Below are 20,526 nucleotides of genomic sequence, written 5' to 3' on the forward strand. Positions count from 1 at the left end.
GACGCAGGCAAGCGAGGCTGGCACCTACTAGGTATACTCCTCCTCAATAGCCCTCGGTTGCTCCGAACACCCAATGTTTGGCAGAATGCTGCACCACGAAGCAACCTTCCACCGGGGGTATGTCGTCTGTAGTTCGACCCCCCAGGGAGACGCGTGAGCGAGACCAAATCGTCCCAGGACGAGGAGTTCCGCGAGTACGTGGCGGCGCGATCGGCCTCGCTGCACCGTGCGGCGTACCTCCTGACGGGGAACTGGGCGACAGCGGAGGACTTGGTGCAAACGACCTTGACGAAGACGTACCTGGCGTGGGGAAGGATCCGGGCGACCGACTCGGTGGACGCCTACGCCCGGCGAATCCTCTACAACACCAACGCCTCATGGTGGCGCAAGCGGTCCAACCGCGAGCGCCCCGCCGACATCGTCGACGACCGCCCCGACACCTCCAGCGACTTCGCCGAGCACGCCGCCATGCGCGACGCGATGTGGAAGCACATCACCAGCCTGCCGAAGCGCCAGCGCGCCGTCCTCGTCCTCCGCTACTACGAGAACCGCACCGACGCGCAGATCGCCGAGATCCTGGGCATTTCCACCGGCACCGTCAAGAGCCAGGCCTCGCGCGCCCTCGCGGGCTTGCGCAAGCGCCTGGGCACCCCCGCCTCCGCCCTCGGATTGTCCGTGCGCCCGGGGGAGGCGGCGTGAGCGAAGACCTTGAGGGTCTCCTGCGCGCTGAGCTGGCCGGACGCGCCGAGGCCGTGCCGCCCTCGCTCGACGACTCGCTCGCCGACGCCGCCATCGGCGGGGCACTGCGCCTGCGCCGACGCAGGCGCGTCGGCGCCGCCGCCGGGGGGCTCGGGCTGGTCGTGCTCGGCGCCTTCACCGTGATGTGGACGCCCTGGGCCGGCGGTGAGCAGACCGACGGCCCGGTCGCGGCGACCTCGGCCGACGAGGCCCAGAGCGAACTGGCCATCGAATTCGTCGTCCAGCGCGGCGACGGCTACGGCATCGTGAACACCGACGACGAGTTCGTCCCGCTGCCGGGCGACGGCGAGCCGTACTCCGTGGACCGCCTCGACGGCGCCTACGCGGTGACCTCGCAAGAGTCCCGGACGGTGGAGGTGGTCTCCCTTGACGGCACCGAATCGATCGGTTTCGAGGCGCCCGACGCCGACTATTTCTACACGCTCGTCCGCAGCGACGGCGAAGGCTTCGCCGTCAGCGCCCAGCATCCGGAATCCAACAGCCAGCAGTTCGACATCTATCCCGGCGAGATCCCACGTGAGCCCGAAGGCGCGCTCACCATGGAACTGGGGTACGAAGTCAACCTCGAAGACTGGGACGACGAGTACGTGGTCCTCTCGGCCGACCTCTACAGCACCACCGGCGGGGCCACCGGAGGCCCGTACTGGTTCAACGACCAGTTCGGATGGGGCCTGGAGACCGTCGCCGACGCCGGCTACGAAGCCGCGATCATCACCGACATGACCGAGCCGAACCACGTGTGCGTCTCCGACCTCCAACCCGGTTCCTCGGACGTCGGCTCGGAGCAGTGCGGCTACCTCGAAGACGGCGGCACCGACGAGCTGATCACCACGGCCAGCCGCGACGAGGCGGCGACCGAGGTGGCCGCCGAGGTCAGCGCCTCGATGTTCGCCCAGGAGGAGGACGTGTACGAGTCGCCGGAGTTCACAGAGCGGCTGGAGGCCGGGGAGTTCCTCTTCGACGATCCGCAGGGGCGCTGGCAACTGGGCTTCAGCGCCATGGACGAGACGTGGACCCTGCTCGACGCGAGCGGTGAGGAGCCCCTCATCTCGAATCTGACACCGCCCGAAGGGGCGCTGTTCCCGGTCATGAGCCACAGCTAACACCCGCGTCGCGAAGCGCCGGGCTTCGGCCGGTGCCTTGACATACTCGCTGCGTGGGTGAACTCGAGTATCTGCTGACGGTCGGGGTGACGCTGTTCGTCATCATGGACCCGCCCGGGATCGTGCCGATCTACCTCGCCTTGACCGGCGCGATGGACCGGCGCGAGCGCAACCGCGCGGCGCTCCAGGCGACCGCCCTGTCGCTCGCGGTCATCACCCTGTTCGCGCTGCTCGGCCAGCAGATCATCAACTACCTCGACATCGACCTGGCGGCGCTCCAGGGCGCGGGCGGGCTCCTGCTGCTGCTCGTCAGCCTCCAACTGCTCACCGGGCAGGCCGACGATCCGACGAACCAGGCCACCTCGAACATCGCCCTGGTCCCGCTCGGCACCCCGCTGCTCGCCGGACCCGGAGCGATCGTCGCCGTCATCCTGTACGTGGAGCAGGCGACCAGCACCGTCGACTACCTGTGGATCGCCCTCGCGATCGTCATCATCCACATCGTCATCTACCTGGTCATGCGGTACTCGGGGCTGCTCGTGAGGACGCTGCGGCGCGGCGGCATCGAAGTGCTCACCCGCATCGCGGGCGTCCTGCTGGCCGCGATCGCGGTGCAGCTCATCGCCGACGCGGTCATGGGCTACGTCGAGATCTTCCAGAACTCGTGAACCGAGGACCCGCCGCCGATTCACTATAAGGTTCAATTAACTCCATGACCACGTTCATGGATATGCCCATACACCCGCTGGCCGTGCACGCGCCCGTCGTGCTGGTCCCGCTCCTGGTCCTGTTCGGGCTGGTGTATCTCCTCGTGCCGCCGCTGCGGCGCCGCGTCGGCTGGGTCGTCGCCGCGCTGACGCTCATCGCCCCCGCCGCCGCCTACGGCTCCATCTGGAGCGGCGAGCAGTTCGCCGACTTCCTCTACCCCGACGGCTGGCCCGAAGCGGTCGACGAGCACCACGACTTCGGCTGGCGCCTGCTGTGGGTGCTCGTCGGCCTCGTCCCCGTGTGGTGGCTCTTCGCCGCCCTCGAACGCGGCCGACGCGCCGCCATCGCCCGAGACGCCGGCACCGCCGCCCCCGCGGGTGACAGCGAGGGCGACACCGTCCCGAGCGGCGGCGCCGACCCGGCGGCCGGAGGCCGCAGGATCGTCATGCTCGTGCTCGGGGTGATCGCCTTCGCGCTGCTGTGCCTGGCCGCCTACATGATCTACAGCTCCGGCGACAGCGGGGCGAGGATGGTCTGGGAAGGCAGCGTCACCACCTGACCGGCATACGACGAAACGGCGATCGCCCGTGAGGGCGATCGCCGTTTCAACGCGCTATGCCGATGATGACCACGGTGAACATGAGCGCCACCGCGATCAGCGCGGTCCACTGGGTGACCAGCTTCGCGCGCTGCTCCGCGGCGTCGATCGCGGCGTGATCCTGCTGCGGCATCCGCCGCGGCTCACTGGGAATCGCGACCGACTCGACCCGCCACCCAGGGGGCGGCGGGACGTTCGCCGGCGGGCCGTCATAGGCCCCGTCAGTCCCGCTGCTCATACGGGCAGCTTAGTCGCTCTTGCGGTCCGAGCCTTCCGAGCCGGTGGGACGGCGGCGACGGCGCCTGCGGCGGGCCGGAGCCTCGCCGCCCTCGGCGCTCGCCTTCGGGGCACTCTCGACCTTCGGGGCGCGCTCGGCGGCGCCGTCCCGGTCCGATCCGCCGCGGGTGCGGCGGCGCTGGCGGCCGCGACCGCTCTCGCCGTCGCGGCTGCGGCCGTCGGACTGGCGGCGCTGGCCGCCGTCCCCGCGGCCCCGGCCTCGGCCGCCGCCGCTCTTGGAGCGGCGCCCGCCCTCGACGTTCTCCTCGCGCTCGGCGCTCAGGCCGTCCCGGCTGCGCTGCTCGCTCGGCAGGGCCGGCGGGGCGTCGGTGGGGATGTCGAGGTCGGTGTAGAGGTGGTCGGAGGTGTGGTAGGTCTCCACCGGTTCGCCGAGGTCGAGGCTGTTGGCCTTGACGATGATCTTCCAGCGGGGCAGGTCCTCCCACGTGAGGAAGGTGACCGCGATGCCGTTGGCGCCGGCGCGGCCGGTGCGGCCGATCCGGTGCGTGTACGACTCGGCGTCCTCGGGGGAGTCGTAGTTGATGACGTGCGTGATGTCGGGGACGTCGATGCCGCGGGCGGCGACATCGGTGGCGACGAGCACGTCGATCTTGCCGGAGCGGAAGGCCCGCAAGGCCCGCTCGCGGGCGTTCTGGCCCAGGTCGCCGTGGACGGAGCCCACCGCGAAGCCGCGGAAGTCGAGCTCGTCGGCCAGCTTCTGGGCGGCCCGCTTGGTGCGGCAGAACAGGATGGTCAGGCCGCGTCCACGGGCCTGGAGGATCCTGGCGGTGACCTCGATCTTGTTGAGCGCGTGCGTCAGGTACACCAGCTGCCTGGTGTTGGACACGGCCTCGTCGTCGGGGCCGGTGACGTCGGCGTGGACCGTGACGGGCCGGTACATGTGCCTGCGCGACAGCGACATGATCGTGTCGGGCATCGTGGCGCTGAACAGCATCGTCTGGCGGTCCTCGGGGAGCAGCTTGAGGATGCGCTCCACGTCCTCGGAGAAACCGAGGTCGAGCATGCGGTCGGCCTCGTCCAGCACGCAGTGCTCGATCTGGTCGAGCTTGATGTGCTTGGACTTGTACAGGTCGAGCAGGCGGCCCGGGGTGCCGACGATGATGTCGACGCCGGAGCGCAGGGACTCGATCTGGGGTTCGTAGGCGCGACCGCCGTAGATCGGCAGGACTCGGATTCCCCGGGTCTTCCCGGCGTCCTCGAGGTCCCGCGCGACCTGGAGACCCAGTTCGCGAGTGGGCACCAGGATGAGGGCCTGGGGTCGTCCGTCGGCGCCTTCGTCGACGGACTTGATGCGGTCGATGATCGGCAGGCCGAACCCGAAGGTCTTACCGGTCCCGGTGGGGGCGCGCCCGACGATGTCGGAGCCGCGCAGGCCGATCGGGATCGCGTATTCCTGGATGGCGAAGGCCCGCTCGATGCCAAGCGCCGCAAGCGCTTCTACGGTTTCTTCGCGAACTCCGAGTTCGGCGAATGTGGGCCCATTGTTGACGGCCCGGTCGTTGTTCACTTCGTTCACTCTGTTTCACCTCGTGGCGGAGGACTTCGCAAGAGATCCGGGGAACTCGGCGCCACATTCTTTCTCGTTTACAGAGCGGCGACGACCGCCGGATCCGGTGAGTCGCCGCTTCGCAATCGCGCCGCGACACGGTGGCCGCTGGCGCTCGAGGACTGCTCAGTTAGGGATTGCCACATGCGGGCTGCAGTCGCTCCTCTCTATCGTACGCGCTCCGAACACGATCGTCTCGGAGCGCCGTTCGGGTGGGGCGCCCGAAGTGGGCTGATTCACCACGAATGCCGCTCGATCATCCGCCGGGGCCCGGTTCGGGTCGGGCGAAAGCGAATCGCGCTCACAGTCGGCGAGATTCGCCGGACCGGGACGGCCCGGTCTGGTGGTAACCTGCCGTCGTGTCCGAAGCAATTGATCCCGCGGCCGATGCGGCCGATCACGGCGGCGGCGACTGGCGCCCGAGCCCCGAGGCCGTCATCGATCTCCTTGGGCTGCTTGCGCTCGGCGAGCTCCTGGCGTTCGAGCGGATGGCCGTCGACGCGCGACTCGCCCCCGATCTGGGCCGCCGGGCCCTCATGTCCGAGGCCGCGGTGGGTGAGATCCGCAACTACCGGCTCCTGGCCGACCGCCTTGATGCGCTGGGCGTCGATCCCGCCGAGGCGATGGCCCCGTTCAAAGAGGTCTTCCGGGCCTACGACGCCTCCACGGCGCCGCGCGACTGGCCCGAGGCGCTCGTCAAGGTCTACGTCGGCGACGCGATCGCCGACGACTTCTTCCGCGCCGTCGCCGAGAAGCTCGCCGACGACGACCGCGCGCTCATCGAACGCGTCCTCGAGGCCGGATCGGCCGCTGAGTTCGCCGCGACCGAGATCCGCGCCGCCGTCGAGGCCGACCCCTCGGTGGCCGGCCGGCTGTCGCTGTGGGCCAGGCGATTGGTGGGCGAGGGCCTCAACCGCGCCCAGGGCGTGGCCGCCTCGCACGAGCGGCTCACCGAGCTCATCGGCGGCGGCGGAGGCTCGGTCGACGAGATGCTGCGCCGTCTCACCCGGGCCCATCAAGAGCGCATGAAGGCCGTCGGTCTGAACAACTGAGCCGACGTTACCGAATCGAGACGATTCGGTCGCAACTTCGCCTTCTCCCGTGCGCGTCTTGGGAGCGGAGGTGGAGCTAATAATGCGGCTCACGAAAAGCCATGTGATCAGCGGTGTGCTCGCCGTCGCGCTGTTGGGCGCGACCGGGACCGCTTGGTACTTCGCGGCGCAGGCCCGAACGCCGGCCCAGCGCGCGGAGGAGACGGCCGAACCCGAGGACAGCGTGATCACCGTCCGTGTCGAGGCCGGACAGCTGGTCGACACGATGGACTTCGCGGCGACCCTCGACCGCACCGGCGACTTCCCGGTGCCGGCCCCGTCCGCGCCGGAGGGCATCGCGGTCGCACTGGCGTCGAAGCTCCCGCTCGAGACCGGCGACGAGGTGAACGCCGGCACGGTGCTACTGGAGGTCTCCGGCCGCCCGATGATCGCCCTGCCCGGTGACGTGCCGGCGTACCGCGACCTCACCGAGGGCGACACCGGACCCGACGTCGAGCAGCTCCAGCGGGCGCTCTCGTGGATCTACGGGACCCCGGACACCGGCACGTTCGACTCGCGCACGGCCTCGGACCTTGAAAAGCTCTACGACAACCTCGGCTACGAGGTGCCGACGACCGAAACCGTCGTCGAGGGCGGCGCAGGGACCGAAAGCGAGGAGGACACCGAGGGCGACACCGAGGGCGATGCCCACGGCCAGGCCGACACCGTCGAGCGGGTCGTCCTGCCGGCCTCGGAGGTCGTGTTCCTGCCCGAGCTGCCGATGCAGGTCGGAAAGATCGACGCCAAGCAGTCCGCGCCCGTGGAGGGCACGGTCATGACCCTGGTCTCCGGCGACTGGAGGCTCGAGGCCGAACTGAGCGACGAGGAGGCCGCCGAGCTGTCGAAGTTCGGCGAGGACGCCGAGCTCGAATACGGCCCGGGCCCCTTGGAGGGCGTCGAGGTCGGTGCCGCCGAGCTCGAGACCCGCGAAGTCGAACAAGAGGCCGACGAGTGGACCGGCGAAGGCGGCGGCACGGTCGAGAGGACTTACGCGGTCTTCGCGTTCGACGAGGGGCAGGTCGAGCACGCCGACGAGCTCGTGCCCGGCACCGAGCAGACCGTGACGCTCGTGCGCGCCCGCAGCGCCGAGGACGCGCTCATCGTGCCGCTCTCGTCACTGTGGACGGATTCGGGCGGGAAGACCATGCTCACCGTCCTCGACGGCGAGGAGGAGACCGAGCGGCACCTCAAGGTGACCGTCACGCTGCGGCACGAGGGCCGCGGCGTGGTGGAAGTGGTCGACGGGGAACTCGCCGAGGGCGACGAGGTCGTGGTCGCCTGGCGCGACCGGGGCAACGGCTGATGGCCCGCAAGCAGCGGCCCGAGCCCGAGCCGGGCGAACCGGTCGAGTCCGACACCGCCGTGCTCGACCTCGTCGGCACGGAGTCGAAGCCCAAGGGGCGCTTCGGGGTCACGAGCCTGGGCATCGCCTACGAGTCGCTCCAGTCCCTGCGAGGCAGGTCGATGCGCACGTGGATGACCGCCATCGGCATCGCGCTGGGCATCGCCGCCACCGTGGCCACGGTCGGGCTGTCGTCGACCTCGGCCGCGGCGATCGCCGACCGCTTCGACGCCACCGAGGCCACGCAGGTCACCGTCGCGTTCTCCAACAGCATGCGCAACGCCGGCTACGCGCCGACCTTGGAGGACTCCCAGCGCGTGCGCGACATCAACGGCGTGGTCGACTCCGGCATCCTGTGCGCCGCCGGCGAGGAGCTCGCCGCCTCACGCACCGAGGAGCACTACTACAGCCGCAATGTCGCCGTCTTCGGCATGGAGCCCGGTGCGATGGACGCCTACGGCTTCACCTTCACCGAGGGGCGGTCCTTCGACGCCGGGCACGCGATGCGCGGCGACCGCGTCGCCGTCATCGACTCGGCGGCGGCGCGAGACCTGGGCTACACCTCGCTCGAAGGCGGGCCGATGGTCTACGTCGACGGCGAGGAGTACTCGCTGGTCGGCATCTTCGAGGCGCCCGACGGCGAAGCGAAGCTCACCTCGGCCGTGGTCATCCCGCCGATCCCGTGCATCGAGGCCGACGAGGACTTCGCGCCGGCGGAGGTGTTCATCCGCACCGACCTGGGCGCGGCCGACAAGGTCGCCCAGACCGCCCCGAGCGCCCTCTTCCCGGACGGCCCGAGCAACCTCTCGGTCTCCAAGCCCTCCGACCTGCGCAGCTTCCGCAAGGGCGTCGAGAACGAGATGCAGGCCCTCCTGCTCGGCCTGGCCGCGGTCTCGCTGGTGATCGGCGCGGTCTCGGTGTCCAACACCGCCCTGGTCTCGGTCATGGAGCGCCGAAGCGAGATCGGCCTGCGTCGCGCCGTCGGCGCGGCCCGGCGGGCCGTGGCCATGCAGTTCGTGTGGGAGTCCACGCTCATCGGGCTCATCGGCGGCCTGGTCGGCACCGTGCTCGGCGTCAACGTCACCGCACTGGTCTCGCTCATGCGCGACTGGCAGATCGTGTTCGAACCGGCCCTGTTCGCCGCCGGGCCCGTCATCGGCGCGGTCGTCGGCGTCGTCGCCGGCGTCTACCCCGCCTGGCGCGCCAGCCGAATCCCGCCGGCAGTCACCTTGCGCGTCTGAGGCTCGTTAGGCCCGACGTGAGACTCATCGAGGCCCTGTGCGAACTGTTCCTGCCCGCCGCCTGCGCCTCCTGCCGGAGCGCGCCGGCGGCGGGCAGCGGCCTGTGCGAGGCCTGCGTCCCGGGCCTGAGGGCCTCGCCGCGCCTGGCGGTGCCGAGAGCGCCCGGCACGCCGCCGGTGGTCGCCGCGGGCGCCTACGACGGCCCGCTCGCGGAGGCGCTCAACTCGTACAAGGAGCGGGGGCGCCGCGAGCTCGCTCCCGTCCTCGCGGCCCTGCTCGGCCGGGCCCTCGCCGTCGTCGCCGAGGAAGCGCCCGGTGCGGTGCTCGTGCCGGTCCCCCCGACCCGCGCCGCCCTGCGCGACCGCGGTTTCGACCACGTCGCCGCGCTGTGCGCGCCGAACGGACCGACGCGCCGGTGCCTGCGGGCCGCTCCACGGCCGGACTCGGTGGGGCTGACGCCGCTCCAGCGCCGGCGAGCGGCCCGCGCCAGCCTCGCGGTGCTCCCGCGGCGCGCGGCGGCCCTGGCCGCCACGGGCCGGCCCGCGATCCTCGTCGACGACATCGTCACCACAGGCGCCACGCTGAGCGCCGCCGCGTCGGCGCTGCGGCGGGCCGGGGTCGCGGTCCCGGCGGTGGTCGCGATCGCCGCCGTCGAATGACCCCAGAGGCGCACGTTTATCCGAAGGACCCGAGTGGTTACACCGAAAGTGTCGCCGAATTGACAGCGCCGTCGCTCCCAGTTCGCGTGCTATTGCGAACTGTGAGGAGACGTCCGGGTGAATCCGTGCGCGCACCACCCCGCAGGAGGGAGAATTCCAGTATCCAAGGGGTCGACTTTCGGTCCCCCAAGGGATAGTCTCAAAATCTCAGATCGGTAACGAGACGACCAGGAACAGGTGGCCAGCCACTTGACCGGAGGTGAACGCTCGCAATACGAGAGCGCGCCGACCGCCTGTCGTTCCCCCGTGAGAGGAGGTCCCTCGATCCGCCGTACCGGGCTACCGGCTCCGGACCCAGCATGAGCAACTTCGTCCGCATCCCCGCGGGAAAGCGGGATGCACCTGGGAGGTTCCGAGGTGGAAATCGTCGTCAAGGGCCGTAACGTGGAGGTCCCCGACCATTACCGCGAGCTCGTCGAGGAGAAGATCGAATCGAAGATCGCCAAGTACCTGGCACGGTACGACGGCGATACGATCGACATCGACGTCGAGCTGTATCACGAGCCCAATCCCCGACAGAACGGCCACGCCCAGCGCGTCGAGATCACCTGCCGCCCGAAGGGGACGGTCATGAGAGCCGAGGCGAGCGCTGGCGACTTCCGTTCGGCGTTCGAGATCGCCGTGACCAAGCTCGGCCATCAGCTGCGGAAGTGCTCCGACCGCAAGCGGGTCCACCGCGGCGGGAAGTCGCGGCCCCTCTCGGTGGCCGAGGCCACCGCGGCCGCGCAGATGGAGCACGGCGGTTACGAGCGGGGCCGCGCCGGACGAGCCGCGCCGATGAGCTCGGGATCGACGCTCACCGAACCGAGGGGCGTCGGAGCCGGGCCGGACCGCGAGGACTACGCGGCCGCCCACTTCATCTCCGAGGACGTCGACCACTTCGACGGCCTGGTCGAAGAGCGCCTGCCGGGGCGGATCGTCCGCGAGAAGCTCCACCCGGGCGAGCCGATGACCGTCGACGACGCCCTCCAGAACATGGAGCTCGTCGGCCACGACTTCTACCTGTTCCACGACAAGGAGAGCGGCAAGCCGTCGGTCGTGTACCGCCGCCGGGCCTACGACTACGGCCTGCTGCGCCTGGACATGTAGCCGCGCGCGGCTACCGAGGGGGACCTACCTCCCCGTTCGGATGCTTTGAGGGGTGGCATCCGAACGAGCCGGCGGCCCCGAGCATCGCTCGGGGCCGCCGGTCTATGGGTCTATGAGCGTCGGGCCCCTACAGGGCCGAGCCTTCCTGCCATTCCTCCCACGACATGATCCAGTAGCCCCAGCCGTTGTCCCACGGCATCTCGCGCGGGGAGCCGACGACCTCGACGGGGTCGCCGCGCTGGGCGATCTCGTAGAACCACTTGGCGTTCTCCTCGCTGGCGTTCAGGCACCCGTGGGAGACGTTCGAGTTGCCCTGGGCGTGCACCGACCACGGCGCGCCGTGCACGAACTCGCCGGAGGCGTTGATGCGCGTTGCCCAGTTGACCGGCGTCTCGTAGTAGTCCGGGTCGTCCTTGTCCTTGCCGGGGGCGACCATCACCTTGTGCTCGAACTTCTCCATCACCAGGTGGACACCCGTGGCGGTGTGGTACTCCCATTCCGAGCCGCTGCCGGCGCTGATCGGGATCTCCCGGGCGACCTCGCCGTCGATCTCCACGGTCATGTAGTGGGTGTTGACGTCGGCGTAGGAGATGTTCGCGGCGCCGATGACCATCTCGGCGGTGTAGTCCTCGTCGCCCCACACGTCCTCGCCGAGCAGCTCGCCGTCGAACGACGCGGTGAAGGTCACCGTCTGGTACGGCTCCCAGTATTCCTTCGTGCGGTAGATGACCTGCGTGTCGCTGATCCAGCGCCAGGCGCCCTCATGGTCCTTCTCTGACTCGACCTCGAGGTTCGACTCGACCTTGGCCCGGTCGGGAGCGGCCTCGGTGAACGTGACGATGATCGGCGCGCCGACGCCGACGGTCTCGCCCTCGAGCACCGGTGTCACGTCGGCCACGGCGAATCCCGAGCCCTCGCGGCCCTCGGTGGTGAACTGGCTCTCGAACTCGGTGACGGTGCCGTCCGAGCTGACGGCCATCGCGGTCACGGTGTGGGTCGAGCCGGCGTCGAGCACGCCTTCGGACGTCCAGGAGGTGAGGTCCTCGCTGAAGCTGCCTTCGACGGTTTCGGCGCGGTCGGAGGTGACGGTGACCGCTTCGAGGATGCCGTCGACGGCCGTCACCGTGAACGGCTCGGTCGGGTCGTGTGCTTCGGCGACTTCGAGCGAGACTTCGGGCACGATCGGAGCCGGTGTGAACGCCCCCTGCTGGGGAGCGCCGCAGGCCCCGACGAGCAGCAGCGACGCTGCTGCGAGCACGCGGATGGGCAAGAGCTTCAAAGGGGGTTCCTCCACATTGCGAAGCGAATGGTTCACTATATATTCGACGCTCAGCACTGACGCGAAGGTTGCACTCCTAGTCGCGGGAAAGAGCGGCCCACAACAAGGTGTCCCGCCTGGAGCCGTCCAGTGCGGGCAGTCCGCCCCGTTCGATGCCTTCGAGTCTGAATCCGGCGCGCCGCAACACCGCCTGGGAGGCCGCGTTGTGCACGTCGGTGCCCGCCCAGATCCTATCGATGCCGATCTCGTCGAACGCCCATTGGCGCACCAGGCGCACCGCTCGCGTCGCGTAACCCTTGCCTCGGGCGTCCAGGCTCAGGTCGTAACCGATCATCGCAGTCCCCACGACGCGGGTGACGTCGTACAGGCCGATGGTCCCACGATAGCCGCTTCCGTCGTCGATGACCATGAGCGCCGAGCGGCCACGCAGCCAGTCGGTCGCCGCCCGCCATTCGCACATGTCGGCGACCTCGCCGGCGCTCGGCGGCAACTGGAGGGACGCGCCCGAATACACGTCCGGGCTGGTGCGGTGGCGCAGGTGGTCCTCGAAGTCGTCGCCGTTCAAGGGACGCAGCGACACCGTCCCGTCGGTGAGCTCCCCGCCCGGCAGGTCCGGCAGGGCCCGCGGGGCCGGCCCGTGCCCGTCGATCGGCAGCCGCCCGAGGCACAAGGCGTCGGTGCCGTCGGCCGCGCCACAGCGCAGGAGGCCGCCGTCCGGCCTGAAGCCGGCCCGCATCGCCGAGCGGATCCCCGCGAGCGCCCGCACCGGCACCCGTACCTCCAGGCGCCTGGCGCCGATGTCGAACAGCGGGCCCGCGACGGCCCTGAGCATCGCCGCGGCCAGCTTCGCGCCGCGGCGCTCGGGCGCGACCCAGAACCGGACCGACACCACCGCGTCGGTCTCGCTCAAGGCGATCGCTCCCCACGGCTCGTCCTCCCCGGGCCCGAACGCCACCAGATCGGCCTCGAAGCCGCAGTCGAGCTTCAGGTCGGGCGCCGCCCGCAGCGTGAAAGCGGACGTGGAGACGGGCTCGATGAGATACACGAGATCAGCCAAGCAGGGACCCTGTCCACGAGTCAACCCTTTCGTCCGGACGATGCCGGATTTGTCGCCTCACGCCCTCGATGACGAAGCCGACCTTTTCGGCCACGCGCCGCGACGCCTCGTTGCCGACCACCGCACGCCACTCGATGCGCTCCAGCGACAACTCCTCGAAGCCCAAGCGGCACAGGCGCTTCGCTGCGGCGGTCATCCAGCCGCGGCCCCTGGCCCACGGCGCGCTGAAGTAGCCGATCTCGGCCTCGCCGGGCGCGCCCAGCTTGAGCTCGACCGAGCCGCAGTAGCGGTCCTCGGCATCGGCGAGGACGTACAGGACCGACTCGCCGCGGTCCCACCGCCCGCGGCAGGTGCGGAGCCAGGAGTCGGCGAGCTCCCTCGTATAGCCGCGCGGCACGGTGGTGAACCGCTGCGTCTCCGCATCGGCGCAGGCCGCGGTGAGGTCGTCGAGGTCACGCTCATCGAGCCGCCGCAGCCGCAGACCCGCCACATCGGTGTCCAGGACCGGCTGCTCGGCGAGGAAGAACGCCGCCTGGCGTTTGAAGACCTCGTAGTCCGGCGGCGGGTCGTCCGCGCTGCGGATCTCGCCGGGGATGATCCCGCCCACCCAACAGTCCCGGGAGACGCCGCGCTGGTTGACGCCGTTGCGGGAGACGCCCTCGATGGTGAAGCCCGCCCGGATCGCGGCCAGCCGCGAGGCGTGGTTGCCGACGATCGCGTCCCAGGCGACCCGCTGCATCTCCATCTCGTCGAACGCGAAGCGGCAGGCGGCGCGGATCGCTCGCTGGGCGACGCCCGTGCCGCGCGCCCACGGCGCGGTCAGGTAGGTGATCGAGACCTCGCGGGTGAACGCGTGCGTCAGCGCCACCGACCCCACGAGCGCCTCCGCCTCGTCGACCACGGCCCACCGCGGGTTGTCGGCGCGCCAGTGCCGGACGCACAGGTCGAGGAACCGTTCGCGGTAGTGGCGAGACCAAGGAAGCGGCATCACCATGTACCGCTCGATCAGCGGGTCGTCGTAGATTCGCTGCAGATCAGGGAGATGGCGCTCCTCCCATTCGACCAGCCGCAGGCCTTCGGCTTCGAGGGTGACGGGTTCCATAGGCACCGATTCTGCCCCAGGCGGCGCGCACGGGGCCAGCAGGTTTGGACGCGTACTATTGGACGCGATATCCACCCGTGATTCTATGGCCGAGACGTTGCTGGGAGCTGACTTTCCGTGTCGTTGTTCGAAAGGGTACTGCGAGCAGGCGAGGGCCGAGCGCTCAAGCGGCTCAAAGTCATTGCCGACGCCGTCGATTCGATTGAGGACGAGTACGAATCGCTGACCGACGCCGAGCTGCGCGCCCTGACCGACGAGTACAAGGAGCGCCTCGCCGACGGAGAGACCCTCGACGACCTCATGGTCGAGGCGTTCGCCACGGTCCGCGAGGCCGCCAAGCGCGTCCGCGGCATGCGGCACTACCACGTGCAGGTCATGGGCGGCGCCGCCCTCCACCAGGGCAACATCGCCGAGATGAAGACCGGTGAGGGCAAGACGCTCGTCTCGACGCTCCCGGTCTACCTCAACGCGCTCACCGGCAAGGGCGTCCACCAGGTCACCGTCAACGACTACCTGGTCAGGCGCGACGCCGAATGGATGGGCGAGATCCACCGCTTCCTGGGCCTGAGCGTCGGCGTAGTGCTCCCCGGCGAGGGCTCGGAGAAGCACCGCGAGGCCTACGCCTGCGACATCACGTACTCGACCAACAACGAGCTCGCCTTCGACTACCTGCGCGACAACATGACCAACTCGATCGACAATCTCGTGCAGCGCGGCCACCACTTCGCGCTCGTCGACGAGGTCGACTCGATCCTGGTCGACGAGGCCCGCACCCCGATCATCATCTCCGGCCCCGCCGAGCACAACAAGCGCTGGTACACCGAGTTCGCCCGGATCGTCGACTCGATGAAGCGCGACGAGCACTACGAGGTCGACGACTCCAAGCGCACCATCGCCATCACCGAGTCCGGCGTCGCCCGCGTCGAGGACCGCCTCGGCATCGAGAACCTCTACGACTCGGTCAACACGCCCCTGGTCGGCTACCTCAACAACGCCATCAAGGCCCGCGAGCTGTTCGAGCGCAACCGCGAGTACATCGTCTCCGAGGGCGGCGAGGTGCTCATCGTCGACGAGTTCACCGGCCGAGTGCTGCCAGGACGCCGCTTCAACGAGGGCATCCACCAAGCCATCGAGGCGAAGGAAGGGGTGGAGATCAAGCAGGAGAACCAGACGTTCGCCACCACCACCCTCCAGAACTACTTCCGGATGTACGACAAGCTCGCCGGCATCACCGGTACGGCCCAGACCGAGGCCGCCGAGTTCCACCGCGTCTACGGCGTCGGCGTCATCCCGGTGCCCACGAACAAGCCGATGATCCGCAACGACCGGCCCGACGTCATCTACAAGACCGAAGAGGCCAAGTACGCCGCGGTCGTGGAGGACATCGTCGAACGCCACGAGATGGGCCAGCCGGTCCTGGTCGGCACCGTCTCGGTCGAGAAGTCCGAGCTGCTGTCGCAGTCGCTCCGGAAGAAGGGCGTCCCGCACAACGTCCTCAACGCCAAGAACCACGCCCGAGAGGCCGACATCATCGCCCAGGCCGGCCAGAAGGGCGCGGTCACCGTCGCGACCAACATGGCCGGTCGAGGCACCGACATCATGCTCGGCGGCAACCCCGAGTACCTCGCCGCCGCCGAGCTGCGCGCCCGCGGCGTCGACGAGGCCGACGAGGAGGTCTACGCCGAGGCCTGGGAAGAGAACCTCAAGAAGTTCGAGGAGATCTGCGCGGCCGAGGCCGAGGAGGTCAAAGACGTCGGCGGGCTGTACGTCCTGGGCACCGAGCGGCACGAATCGCGCCGCATCGACAACCAGCTGCGAGGCCGCGCCGGCCGCCAGGGCGACCCGGGCGAGTCCCGCTTCTACCTGTCGCTGTCGGACGACCTGATGAAGCGGTTCAACGCCGACGCCGTGCGCGCGATGATGAACCGCCTGCGCGTCCCCGACGACGTCCCGATCGAGTCCAAGCTCGTGACCCGCCAGATCGAGTCGGCGCAGTCGCAGATCGAGGGTCACAACGCCGAGATCCGCCGCAACGTCCTCAAATACGACGAGGTCATGAACAACCAGCGGACCGTCATCTACGACGAGCGGCTCAAGGTGCTGCGCGGCGACGACGTCCACGACCAGGTCGAGCACATGATCGACGACGTCGTCGAGGCCTACGTCGCCGGCGCCACCGCCGACGGCTACCCCGACGACTGGGACCTCGACGAGCTCTGGAGCGCCTTCAAGCAGCTCTACCCGATCCAGATCACCCACAAGGAGCTCGTCGAACGCGTCGGCGGCATCGACAGCCTCGAACCGGACGTGCTCCTGGAGGCCATCCGCGAGGACGCCCACGCCTACTACGCCACGCGTGAAGAGGAGTTCGGGGCCGACACGCTGCGCAAGCTGGAGCGGCGCGTCATGCTCCAGACCATCGACCGCAAGTGGCGCGAGCACCTGTACGAGGTCGACTACCTCAAGCAGGGCATCAGCCTGCGCGCCTACGCCCAGCGCGACCCGGTCATCGAGTACCAGCGCGAGGCCTACGACATGTTCCAGACGATGCTCGACGGCATCAAGGAGGACACCGTCAGGTTCCTCATGAACGCCGAGCTCAAGTCGCGCCCGAAGGAGGGCGAGGCCGGCCAGGCCGGCGAGCCGGAGGCCGAGATCCGCGGCCTGGAGCCGCTCAAGCGGCCCGAACAGCTGCGCCTGTCCTCGCCTTCGATCGACGGTGCGGCCGGCACCGGCGCCACCGTCGTCCGCGAGACCGACGACAAGGGCGAGACCCCCGTCCGCCCGCCGAAGGCCCTCCAGGGCAAGCGCGCCGTCAAGCGCACCCCGGGCGTCGGCTCCAAGGGCAGCGCCAAGGTCGCCCCGAAGAGCGTGCGCTCCTCGGGGCCGCGCGCCGCGACCACCGCGCCGCCGGCCAAGCAGGCGAACCCGAACCAGCGCCAGGCCTCGAACGAGCCGAGCCGGAACGCGCCGTGCCCGTGCGGTTCGGGCAAGAAGTACAAGCGCTGCCACGGAGCGCCCGGCGGGGCCGCACAATAGCGGCATGAGGCGGATCTACGTACCGGCGAACGCGGCGATGCTGCGCACGCTGGCCGAAACGGGAGAGCTCGAATCCGACGAGCCGGTCCACACGGTCACCGGCGTGCTGCGCCAGGCGCACCCGGAGGCCGACGTCGAGGACCTGGAGTACACGGCCTTCACCGACGCCGCGATGGCGTCGGCGGCGCTGTTGGCAGCTCAGGCCCCGAGGCGGGCCGTCGTCTCGGCGGACGTGCCCGAGGCGGTCCTCACCGAGCACCGCAGCGGCACCGCCGCGGAGCTGAACGGCACGGTCAAACGGGGGAAGGTCGCGGCGATCCACATCGACGACGCGGACGCCGCCGAGCTCCTCGCCTCACCGGAACCGGACCTGGAGGCCCTTGAGGCTCACATGCTCGACTGGTACGCGCCGTCGGAGCTCGACGACGTCCTCTCGGCCTTGGGCAGCAGCAGTCCGTAGGCGAGCACCGCGCACAGGGCGCCGGCGAACAGGACGGTCATCGCGCCGTTGTACTGCCACTGGAAGGTGAGCGTCAGGAACGCGCTGTCGAGCGTGGAGACCTCCTCGACGCCGAGCGCGAGGACGATCTCGACGCCGACCTGGGCGATGATCGTCGACAGCAGCCAGATGGCGCCCGGGACGGCCCCGGCGAACAGGTAGCCGTACAGGCGCTTGCTCGCGCCGGCCTTGCGCAGGAAGAGGAAGGCGCAGAACCCGCACACCAGTCCCGCGATGAACGGGGCGATGGTGCCGAGCGCGCCGTACTGGTCGAGCGGGTCGCTGAACAGGCTGACCGAGGACGATTCGAGCAGGCCGCGCAGGAACATGAGCGTGAGCAGCACGAGCGTTGCCAGAAGCCCGGCGATGACCGGCGCGCTGTGGCGCGGCAGTGCGAACAGGCCGCCGATGAGCGAGGAGCCGAGCAGGAGCAGGCCGAGCGCCAGCGCGATCGAGGCGTCGACGCCGAACATCGCGTAGGCGACGCCCGCGGCGGTGAGGCCGACGGCGCTGAATCCGGCGGCGGTCAGCGGCAGACGCGGGCCCGGGAGCCGCCCGGCGACGGTTCCGCCGACGGCGCCGGCGAACATCGCGATGATGATGGGGCTGAACAGGCTCAGCGCCAAGATCATCGCGCCCGTCTCGTCGAGCCCGTCGGCCATGCCGGTCAGGTTGTACAGCGAGACGAGCACGCCGAGCAGCGAGGCGAGCGCGCCGACACCGAGCGCCCACAGGGCGGCGCGGCCGCGGCGCGGCCGCTTCCGGGGAACGTCGGCGTCGACGTCGGTCTCGAGGCGCGAATCCTGTGTATCGGTCACTAGCCCAGGGTACGTTTCCGCTTGTCGACTGCTACATCACACCGGGGTCGTATTTGTTCATCTCGCGCTGTGTCGCCGCGTCGCGACTGTGCGAAGATGGCGTTAGGGGAGCTCGTAAGGTAACCTCTGGATCGCAGAGACATGCCTGCAATAGCCATCGAATCAACGGGAGAGTGCGATGGATGCCTTGTTTAACGTCCCAACTCCGGAGAATGAGCCGGTCAAAACCTACGCTCCGGGCAGCATCGAGCGCGAGAGTCTCCAAAAGAAGCTCTCGGAGCTCGCGGGCACCCAGCTCGAACTGGACATGAACATCTCCGGCGAGTGGCGCCAAGGCACCGGGGCCGAGATCAAGGTCGTCCAGCCCCACAAGCACTCGCACGTCCTCGGCGTCGCCCGCGAGGCCACCGACAGTGAGGTCGCCGACGCCGTCGCCGCCGCGAAGGCCGCCCGCCGCGACTGGCAGCGCACCCCGTTCGCCGACCGCGCCGCCGTCTTCCTGCGCGCCGCCGACCTCATCGCCGGGCCGTACCGCGACGTCCTCAACGGCGCGACGATGCTCGGCCAGTCCAAGACCGTCGCGCAGGCCGAAATCGACTCCGCCTGCGAGCTCATCGACTTCCTGCGATTCAACGTCAGCTTCGCCGAGGGCATCTACCGGATGCAGCCGAAGTCCTCCCCGGGCGTGTGGAACCGCATGGACCACCGGCCGCTCGACGGCTTCGTCCTGGCGATCACGCCGTTCAACTTCACCGCCATCGCCGGGAACCTGCCGACGGCCCCGGCGATCATGGGCAACACGGTCGTGTGGAAGCCGTCGCCGACCCAGCAGTTCGCCGCGCATTTCCTTATGCGCGTCCTCCTCGAGGCCGGGCTGCCGCCGGGCGTCATCAACATGGTGACCGGCTACGGGCAGTCCGCGTCGAATGTGGCACTCGCCGATGCGGACCTGGCGGGCATCCACTTCACCGGTTCGACGAAGACCTTCCAGCACCTGTGGAGGACGGTGGGGGAGAACCTCACCGGCTACCACGCCTACCCGCGGATCGTCGGCGAGACCGGCGGCAAGGACTTCATCATCGCGCACCCGAGCGCCAACCCGCAGCAGCTGGCGGTGGCGATGGTGCGCGGCGCCTACGAGTACCAGGGCCAGAAGTGCTCGGCGCTCTCGCGGACCTACATGCCGGCGTCGCTGTGGAACAAGGGCCTGAGGGACATCGTCCTGGGAATGACCGAAGAGATCACCTACGGCGACGTCACCGACTTCTCGAACTTCGGCGGGGCCGTCATCGACGACCGGGCCTTCGCGAAGCACACGGCGCTGTTCGACCGGATCGCGGACGACGACAAGGCCACCGTGCTCACCGGCGGCTCGGCCGACGACTCCGAGGGCTACTTCGTCCAGCCGACGCTCATCGAGGCGACCGATCCGACGCACGAGCTGTTCACCGAGGAGTACTTCGGGCCGATCCACGCCGTCTACGTCTACGACGACGCGGACTTCGAGTCGGTCGTCAAGGAGGCGAGCGACATCGCCCCGTACGCGCTGACCGGCGCGCTGTTCGCCAACGACCGCCGGGCGATCGCCTGGGCCAGTGAGGAACTGCGCTACGCGGCCGGGAACTACTACGTCAACGACAAGCCGACCGGCGCGGTCGTGAACCAGCAGCCGTTCGGCGGCTCGAAGGGCTCGGGCACCAACGACAAGGCCGGCTCGTGGCAGAACCTGGTCCGCTGGGTGAGCCCGCGCTCGATCAAGGAGAACTTCGTCCCGCCGACCGATTGGCGCTACCCGCACCAGGGTTAGCGATCAGCGATATGGGGCTCGGGCCGCATGGTCCGGGCCCCTTATGCTTGGGCGATGACGAAGCGTGAGCACCCGCTCAAGGGTGAGTTCGACACGGCGGCGGCCCGGTGGGAACGCACGAAGCGTGAGGACGGGACCCCGGCGGCCCTGGAGATCGGCTACGCCGACAACGGGCTCGTCGCACTGCGCATGGCCGACGACCCCGAAGGGGACGTCCTCATCTACACGCCGTCGGAGTGGGAGGCCTTCGTCGAGGGCGTGAAGGACGGCGAGTTCGACATCGAGACCTGGGACGACGAGCCGGTCGTCGAAGTCCTCGAAGAGGAGCCGAAACGCGGCTAGCTCGGAAGCAGGCCCGACTTTCCTCGGCTGCGAGCCGAGCGCGCTGCTCGTTACCACCCCAGCCGCTGCCTTTCCGTATCCATCAGTAGA

At 69.5% G+C, this 20,526-nt stretch carries 19 protein-coding genes; 13 read left to right on the forward strand and 6 right to left on the reverse strand.

Translation table 11 applies throughout. From position 1 onward, the window contains the following. Positions 1-153: 153 nt before the first annotated feature. From ACYVK3_RS07995 to ACYVK3_RS08010, 4 genes are read left to right on the forward strand one after another with little or no spacing between them, the layout of a single operon-like run. Positions 154-699 carry a SigE family RNA polymerase sigma factor gene (locus tag ACYVK3_RS07995; RefSeq protein ID WP_460496750.1) on the forward strand — a complete coding sequence of 182 codons (546 nt, stop codon included), beginning with the start codon at positions 154-156 and terminating at the stop codon, positions 697-699. Continuing rightward, positions 696-1,862 (forward strand): hypothetical protein, encoded by a 1,167-nt coding sequence (locus ACYVK3_RS08000; RefSeq protein ID WP_460496751.1) that lies wholly within the window; start codon positions 696-698, stop codon positions 1,860-1,862. The genes ACYVK3_RS07995 and ACYVK3_RS08000 overlap by 4 nt, the downstream gene beginning before the upstream one ends. A gap of 53 nt (positions 1,863-1,915) precedes the next feature. After that, positions 1,916-2,530, forward strand: a complete 615-nt coding sequence (locus tag ACYVK3_RS08005; RefSeq protein WP_460496752.1) for a MarC family protein — start codon at positions 1,916-1,918, stop codon at positions 2,528-2,530. 44 nt (positions 2,531-2,574) lie between these two features. Further along, complete coding sequence (locus ACYVK3_RS08010) at positions 2,575-3,129, forward strand: hypothetical protein (protein ID WP_460496753.1); 555 nt, start codon at positions 2,575-2,577, stop codon at positions 3,127-3,129. A gap of 46 nt (positions 3,130-3,175) precedes the next feature. Here the strand turns inward: ACYVK3_RS08010 and ACYVK3_RS08015 are convergent, their stop codons facing one another. After that, positions 3,176-3,406, reverse strand: coding sequence for a hypothetical protein (locus tag ACYVK3_RS08015; RefSeq protein WP_460496754.1), 231 nt, complete (start codon positions 3,404-3,406; stop codon positions 3,176-3,178). Positions 3,407-3,415: 9 nt separating this feature from the next. After that, on the reverse strand, positions 3,416-4,981 hold the full coding sequence (locus tag ACYVK3_RS08020) for a DEAD/DEAH box helicase (protein ID WP_460496755.1): 1,566 nt from the start codon (positions 4,979-4,981) through the stop codon (positions 3,416-3,418). A 389-nt stretch (positions 4,982-5,370) separates the two neighbouring features. Between ACYVK3_RS08020 and ACYVK3_RS08025 the strand changes: the two genes are divergently transcribed. From ACYVK3_RS08025 to hpf, 5 genes are all read left to right on the forward strand, one after another. Beyond that, a complete protein-coding gene (locus tag ACYVK3_RS08025; RefSeq protein ID WP_460496756.1) occupies positions 5,371-6,063 on the forward strand; it encodes a ferritin family protein in 693 nt (230 codons plus the stop codon). Between the two features lie 82 nt (positions 6,064-6,145). Next, positions 6,146-7,405: an efflux RND transporter periplasmic adaptor subunit gene (locus ACYVK3_RS08030; RefSeq protein ID WP_460496757.1), complete on the forward strand. Its 1,260-nt coding sequence runs from the start codon at positions 6,146-6,148 to the stop codon at positions 7,403-7,405. Next, entirely contained in the window at positions 7,405-8,685 is a 1,281-nt protein-coding gene (locus ACYVK3_RS08035; RefSeq protein WP_460496758.1) for an ABC transporter permease, read from the forward strand. Before ACYVK3_RS08030 ends, ACYVK3_RS08035 begins: the two co-directional genes overlap by 1 nt. 17 nt (positions 8,686-8,702) lie before the next feature. Then, entirely contained in the window at positions 8,703-9,344 is a 642-nt protein-coding gene (locus ACYVK3_RS08040; protein ID WP_460496759.1) for a ComF family protein, read from the forward strand. 417 nt (positions 9,345-9,761) lie between these two features. Beyond that, positions 9,762-10,493, forward strand: coding sequence for a ribosome hibernation-promoting factor, HPF/YfiA family (hpf, locus tag ACYVK3_RS08045; RefSeq protein WP_460496760.1), 732 nt, complete (start codon positions 9,762-9,764; stop codon positions 10,491-10,493). 127 nt (positions 10,494-10,620) lie between these two features. Here the strand turns inward: hpf and ACYVK3_RS08050 are convergent, their stop codons facing one another. The 3 genes from ACYVK3_RS08050 to ACYVK3_RS08060 form a co-directional block, all read right to left on the reverse strand. Next, positions 10,621-11,772 (reverse strand): L,D-transpeptidase, encoded by a 1,152-nt coding sequence (locus ACYVK3_RS08050; RefSeq protein ID WP_460496761.1) that lies wholly within the window; start codon positions 11,770-11,772, stop codon positions 10,621-10,623. A 76-nt stretch (positions 11,773-11,848) separates the two neighbouring features. Further along, complete coding sequence (locus ACYVK3_RS08055) at positions 11,849-12,829, reverse strand: GNAT family N-acetyltransferase (RefSeq protein WP_460496762.1); 981 nt, start codon at positions 12,827-12,829, stop codon at positions 11,849-11,851. Continuing rightward, positions 12,822-13,931: a GNAT family N-acetyltransferase gene (locus ACYVK3_RS08060; RefSeq protein ID WP_460496763.1), complete on the reverse strand. Its 1,110-nt coding sequence runs from the start codon at positions 13,929-13,931 to the stop codon at positions 12,822-12,824. Before ACYVK3_RS08060 ends, ACYVK3_RS08055 begins: the two co-directional genes overlap by 8 nt. 117 nt (positions 13,932-14,048) lie before the next feature. Between ACYVK3_RS08060 and secA the strand changes: the two genes are divergently transcribed. Further along, positions 14,049-16,970 carry a preprotein translocase subunit SecA gene (gene secA / locus ACYVK3_RS08065; RefSeq protein WP_460496764.1) on the forward strand — a complete coding sequence of 974 codons (2,922 nt, stop codon included), beginning with the start codon at positions 14,049-14,051 and terminating at the stop codon, positions 16,968-16,970. A 4-nt stretch (positions 16,971-16,974) separates the two neighbouring features. Next, positions 16,975-17,430, forward strand: a complete 456-nt coding sequence (locus ACYVK3_RS08070; RefSeq protein ID WP_460496765.1) for a DUF6912 family protein — start codon at positions 16,975-16,977, stop codon at positions 17,428-17,430. Here ACYVK3_RS08070 and ACYVK3_RS08075 read toward each other — a convergent pair. Beyond that, positions 17,358-18,287: a hypothetical protein gene (locus ACYVK3_RS08075; RefSeq protein WP_460496766.1), complete on the reverse strand. Its 930-nt coding sequence runs from the start codon at positions 18,285-18,287 to the stop codon at positions 17,358-17,360. The two genes, ACYVK3_RS08070 and ACYVK3_RS08075, sit on opposite strands and share 73 nt — an antisense overlap. Positions 18,288-18,465: 178 nt before the next feature. Between ACYVK3_RS08075 and pruA the strand changes: the two genes are divergently transcribed. Further along, complete coding sequence (gene pruA, locus ACYVK3_RS08080) at positions 18,466-20,094, forward strand: aldehyde dehydrogenase family protein (RefSeq protein ID WP_460496767.1); 1,629 nt, start codon at positions 18,466-18,468, stop codon at positions 20,092-20,094. A gap of 54 nt (positions 20,095-20,148) precedes the next feature. Continuing rightward, complete coding sequence (locus ACYVK3_RS08085) at positions 20,149-20,436, forward strand: DUF397 domain-containing protein (protein WP_460496768.1); 288 nt, start codon at positions 20,149-20,151, stop codon at positions 20,434-20,436. Positions 20,437-20,526 lie beyond the last annotated feature (90 nt).

This window comes from Glycomyces tarimensis (assembly GCF_054776215.1).

Coding starts and splice junctions, on each gene's coding strand:
- ACYVK3_RS08010 (WP_460496753.1), top strand. CDS start 2,575: ATGACCACGTTCATGGATATGCCCATACACCCGCTGGCCGTGCACGCG.
- ACYVK3_RS08015 (WP_460496754.1), bottom strand. CDS start 3,406: ATGAGCAGCGGGACTGACGGGGCCTATGACGGCCCGCCGGCGAACGTC.
- ACYVK3_RS08030 (WP_460496757.1), top strand. CDS start 6,146: ATGCGGCTCACGAAAAGCCATGTGATCAGCGGTGTGCTCGCCGTCGCG.
- ACYVK3_RS08035 (WP_460496758.1), top strand. CDS start 7,405: ATGGCCCGCAAGCAGCGGCCCGAGCCCGAGCCGGGCGAACCGGTCGAG.
- ACYVK3_RS08060 (WP_460496763.1), bottom strand. CDS start 13,931: ATGGAACCCGTCACCCTCGAAGCCGAAGGCCTGCGGCTGGTCGAATGG.
- ACYVK3_RS08070 (WP_460496765.1), top strand. CDS start 16,975: ATGAGGCGGATCTACGTACCGGCGAACGCGGCGATGCTGCGCACGCTG.
- pruA (WP_460496767.1), top strand. CDS start 18,466: ATGGATGCCTTGTTTAACGTCCCAACTCCGGAGAATGAGCCGGTCAAA.
- ACYVK3_RS08085 (WP_460496768.1), top strand. CDS start 20,149: ATGACGAAGCGTGAGCACCCGCTCAAGGGTGAGTTCGACACGGCGGCG.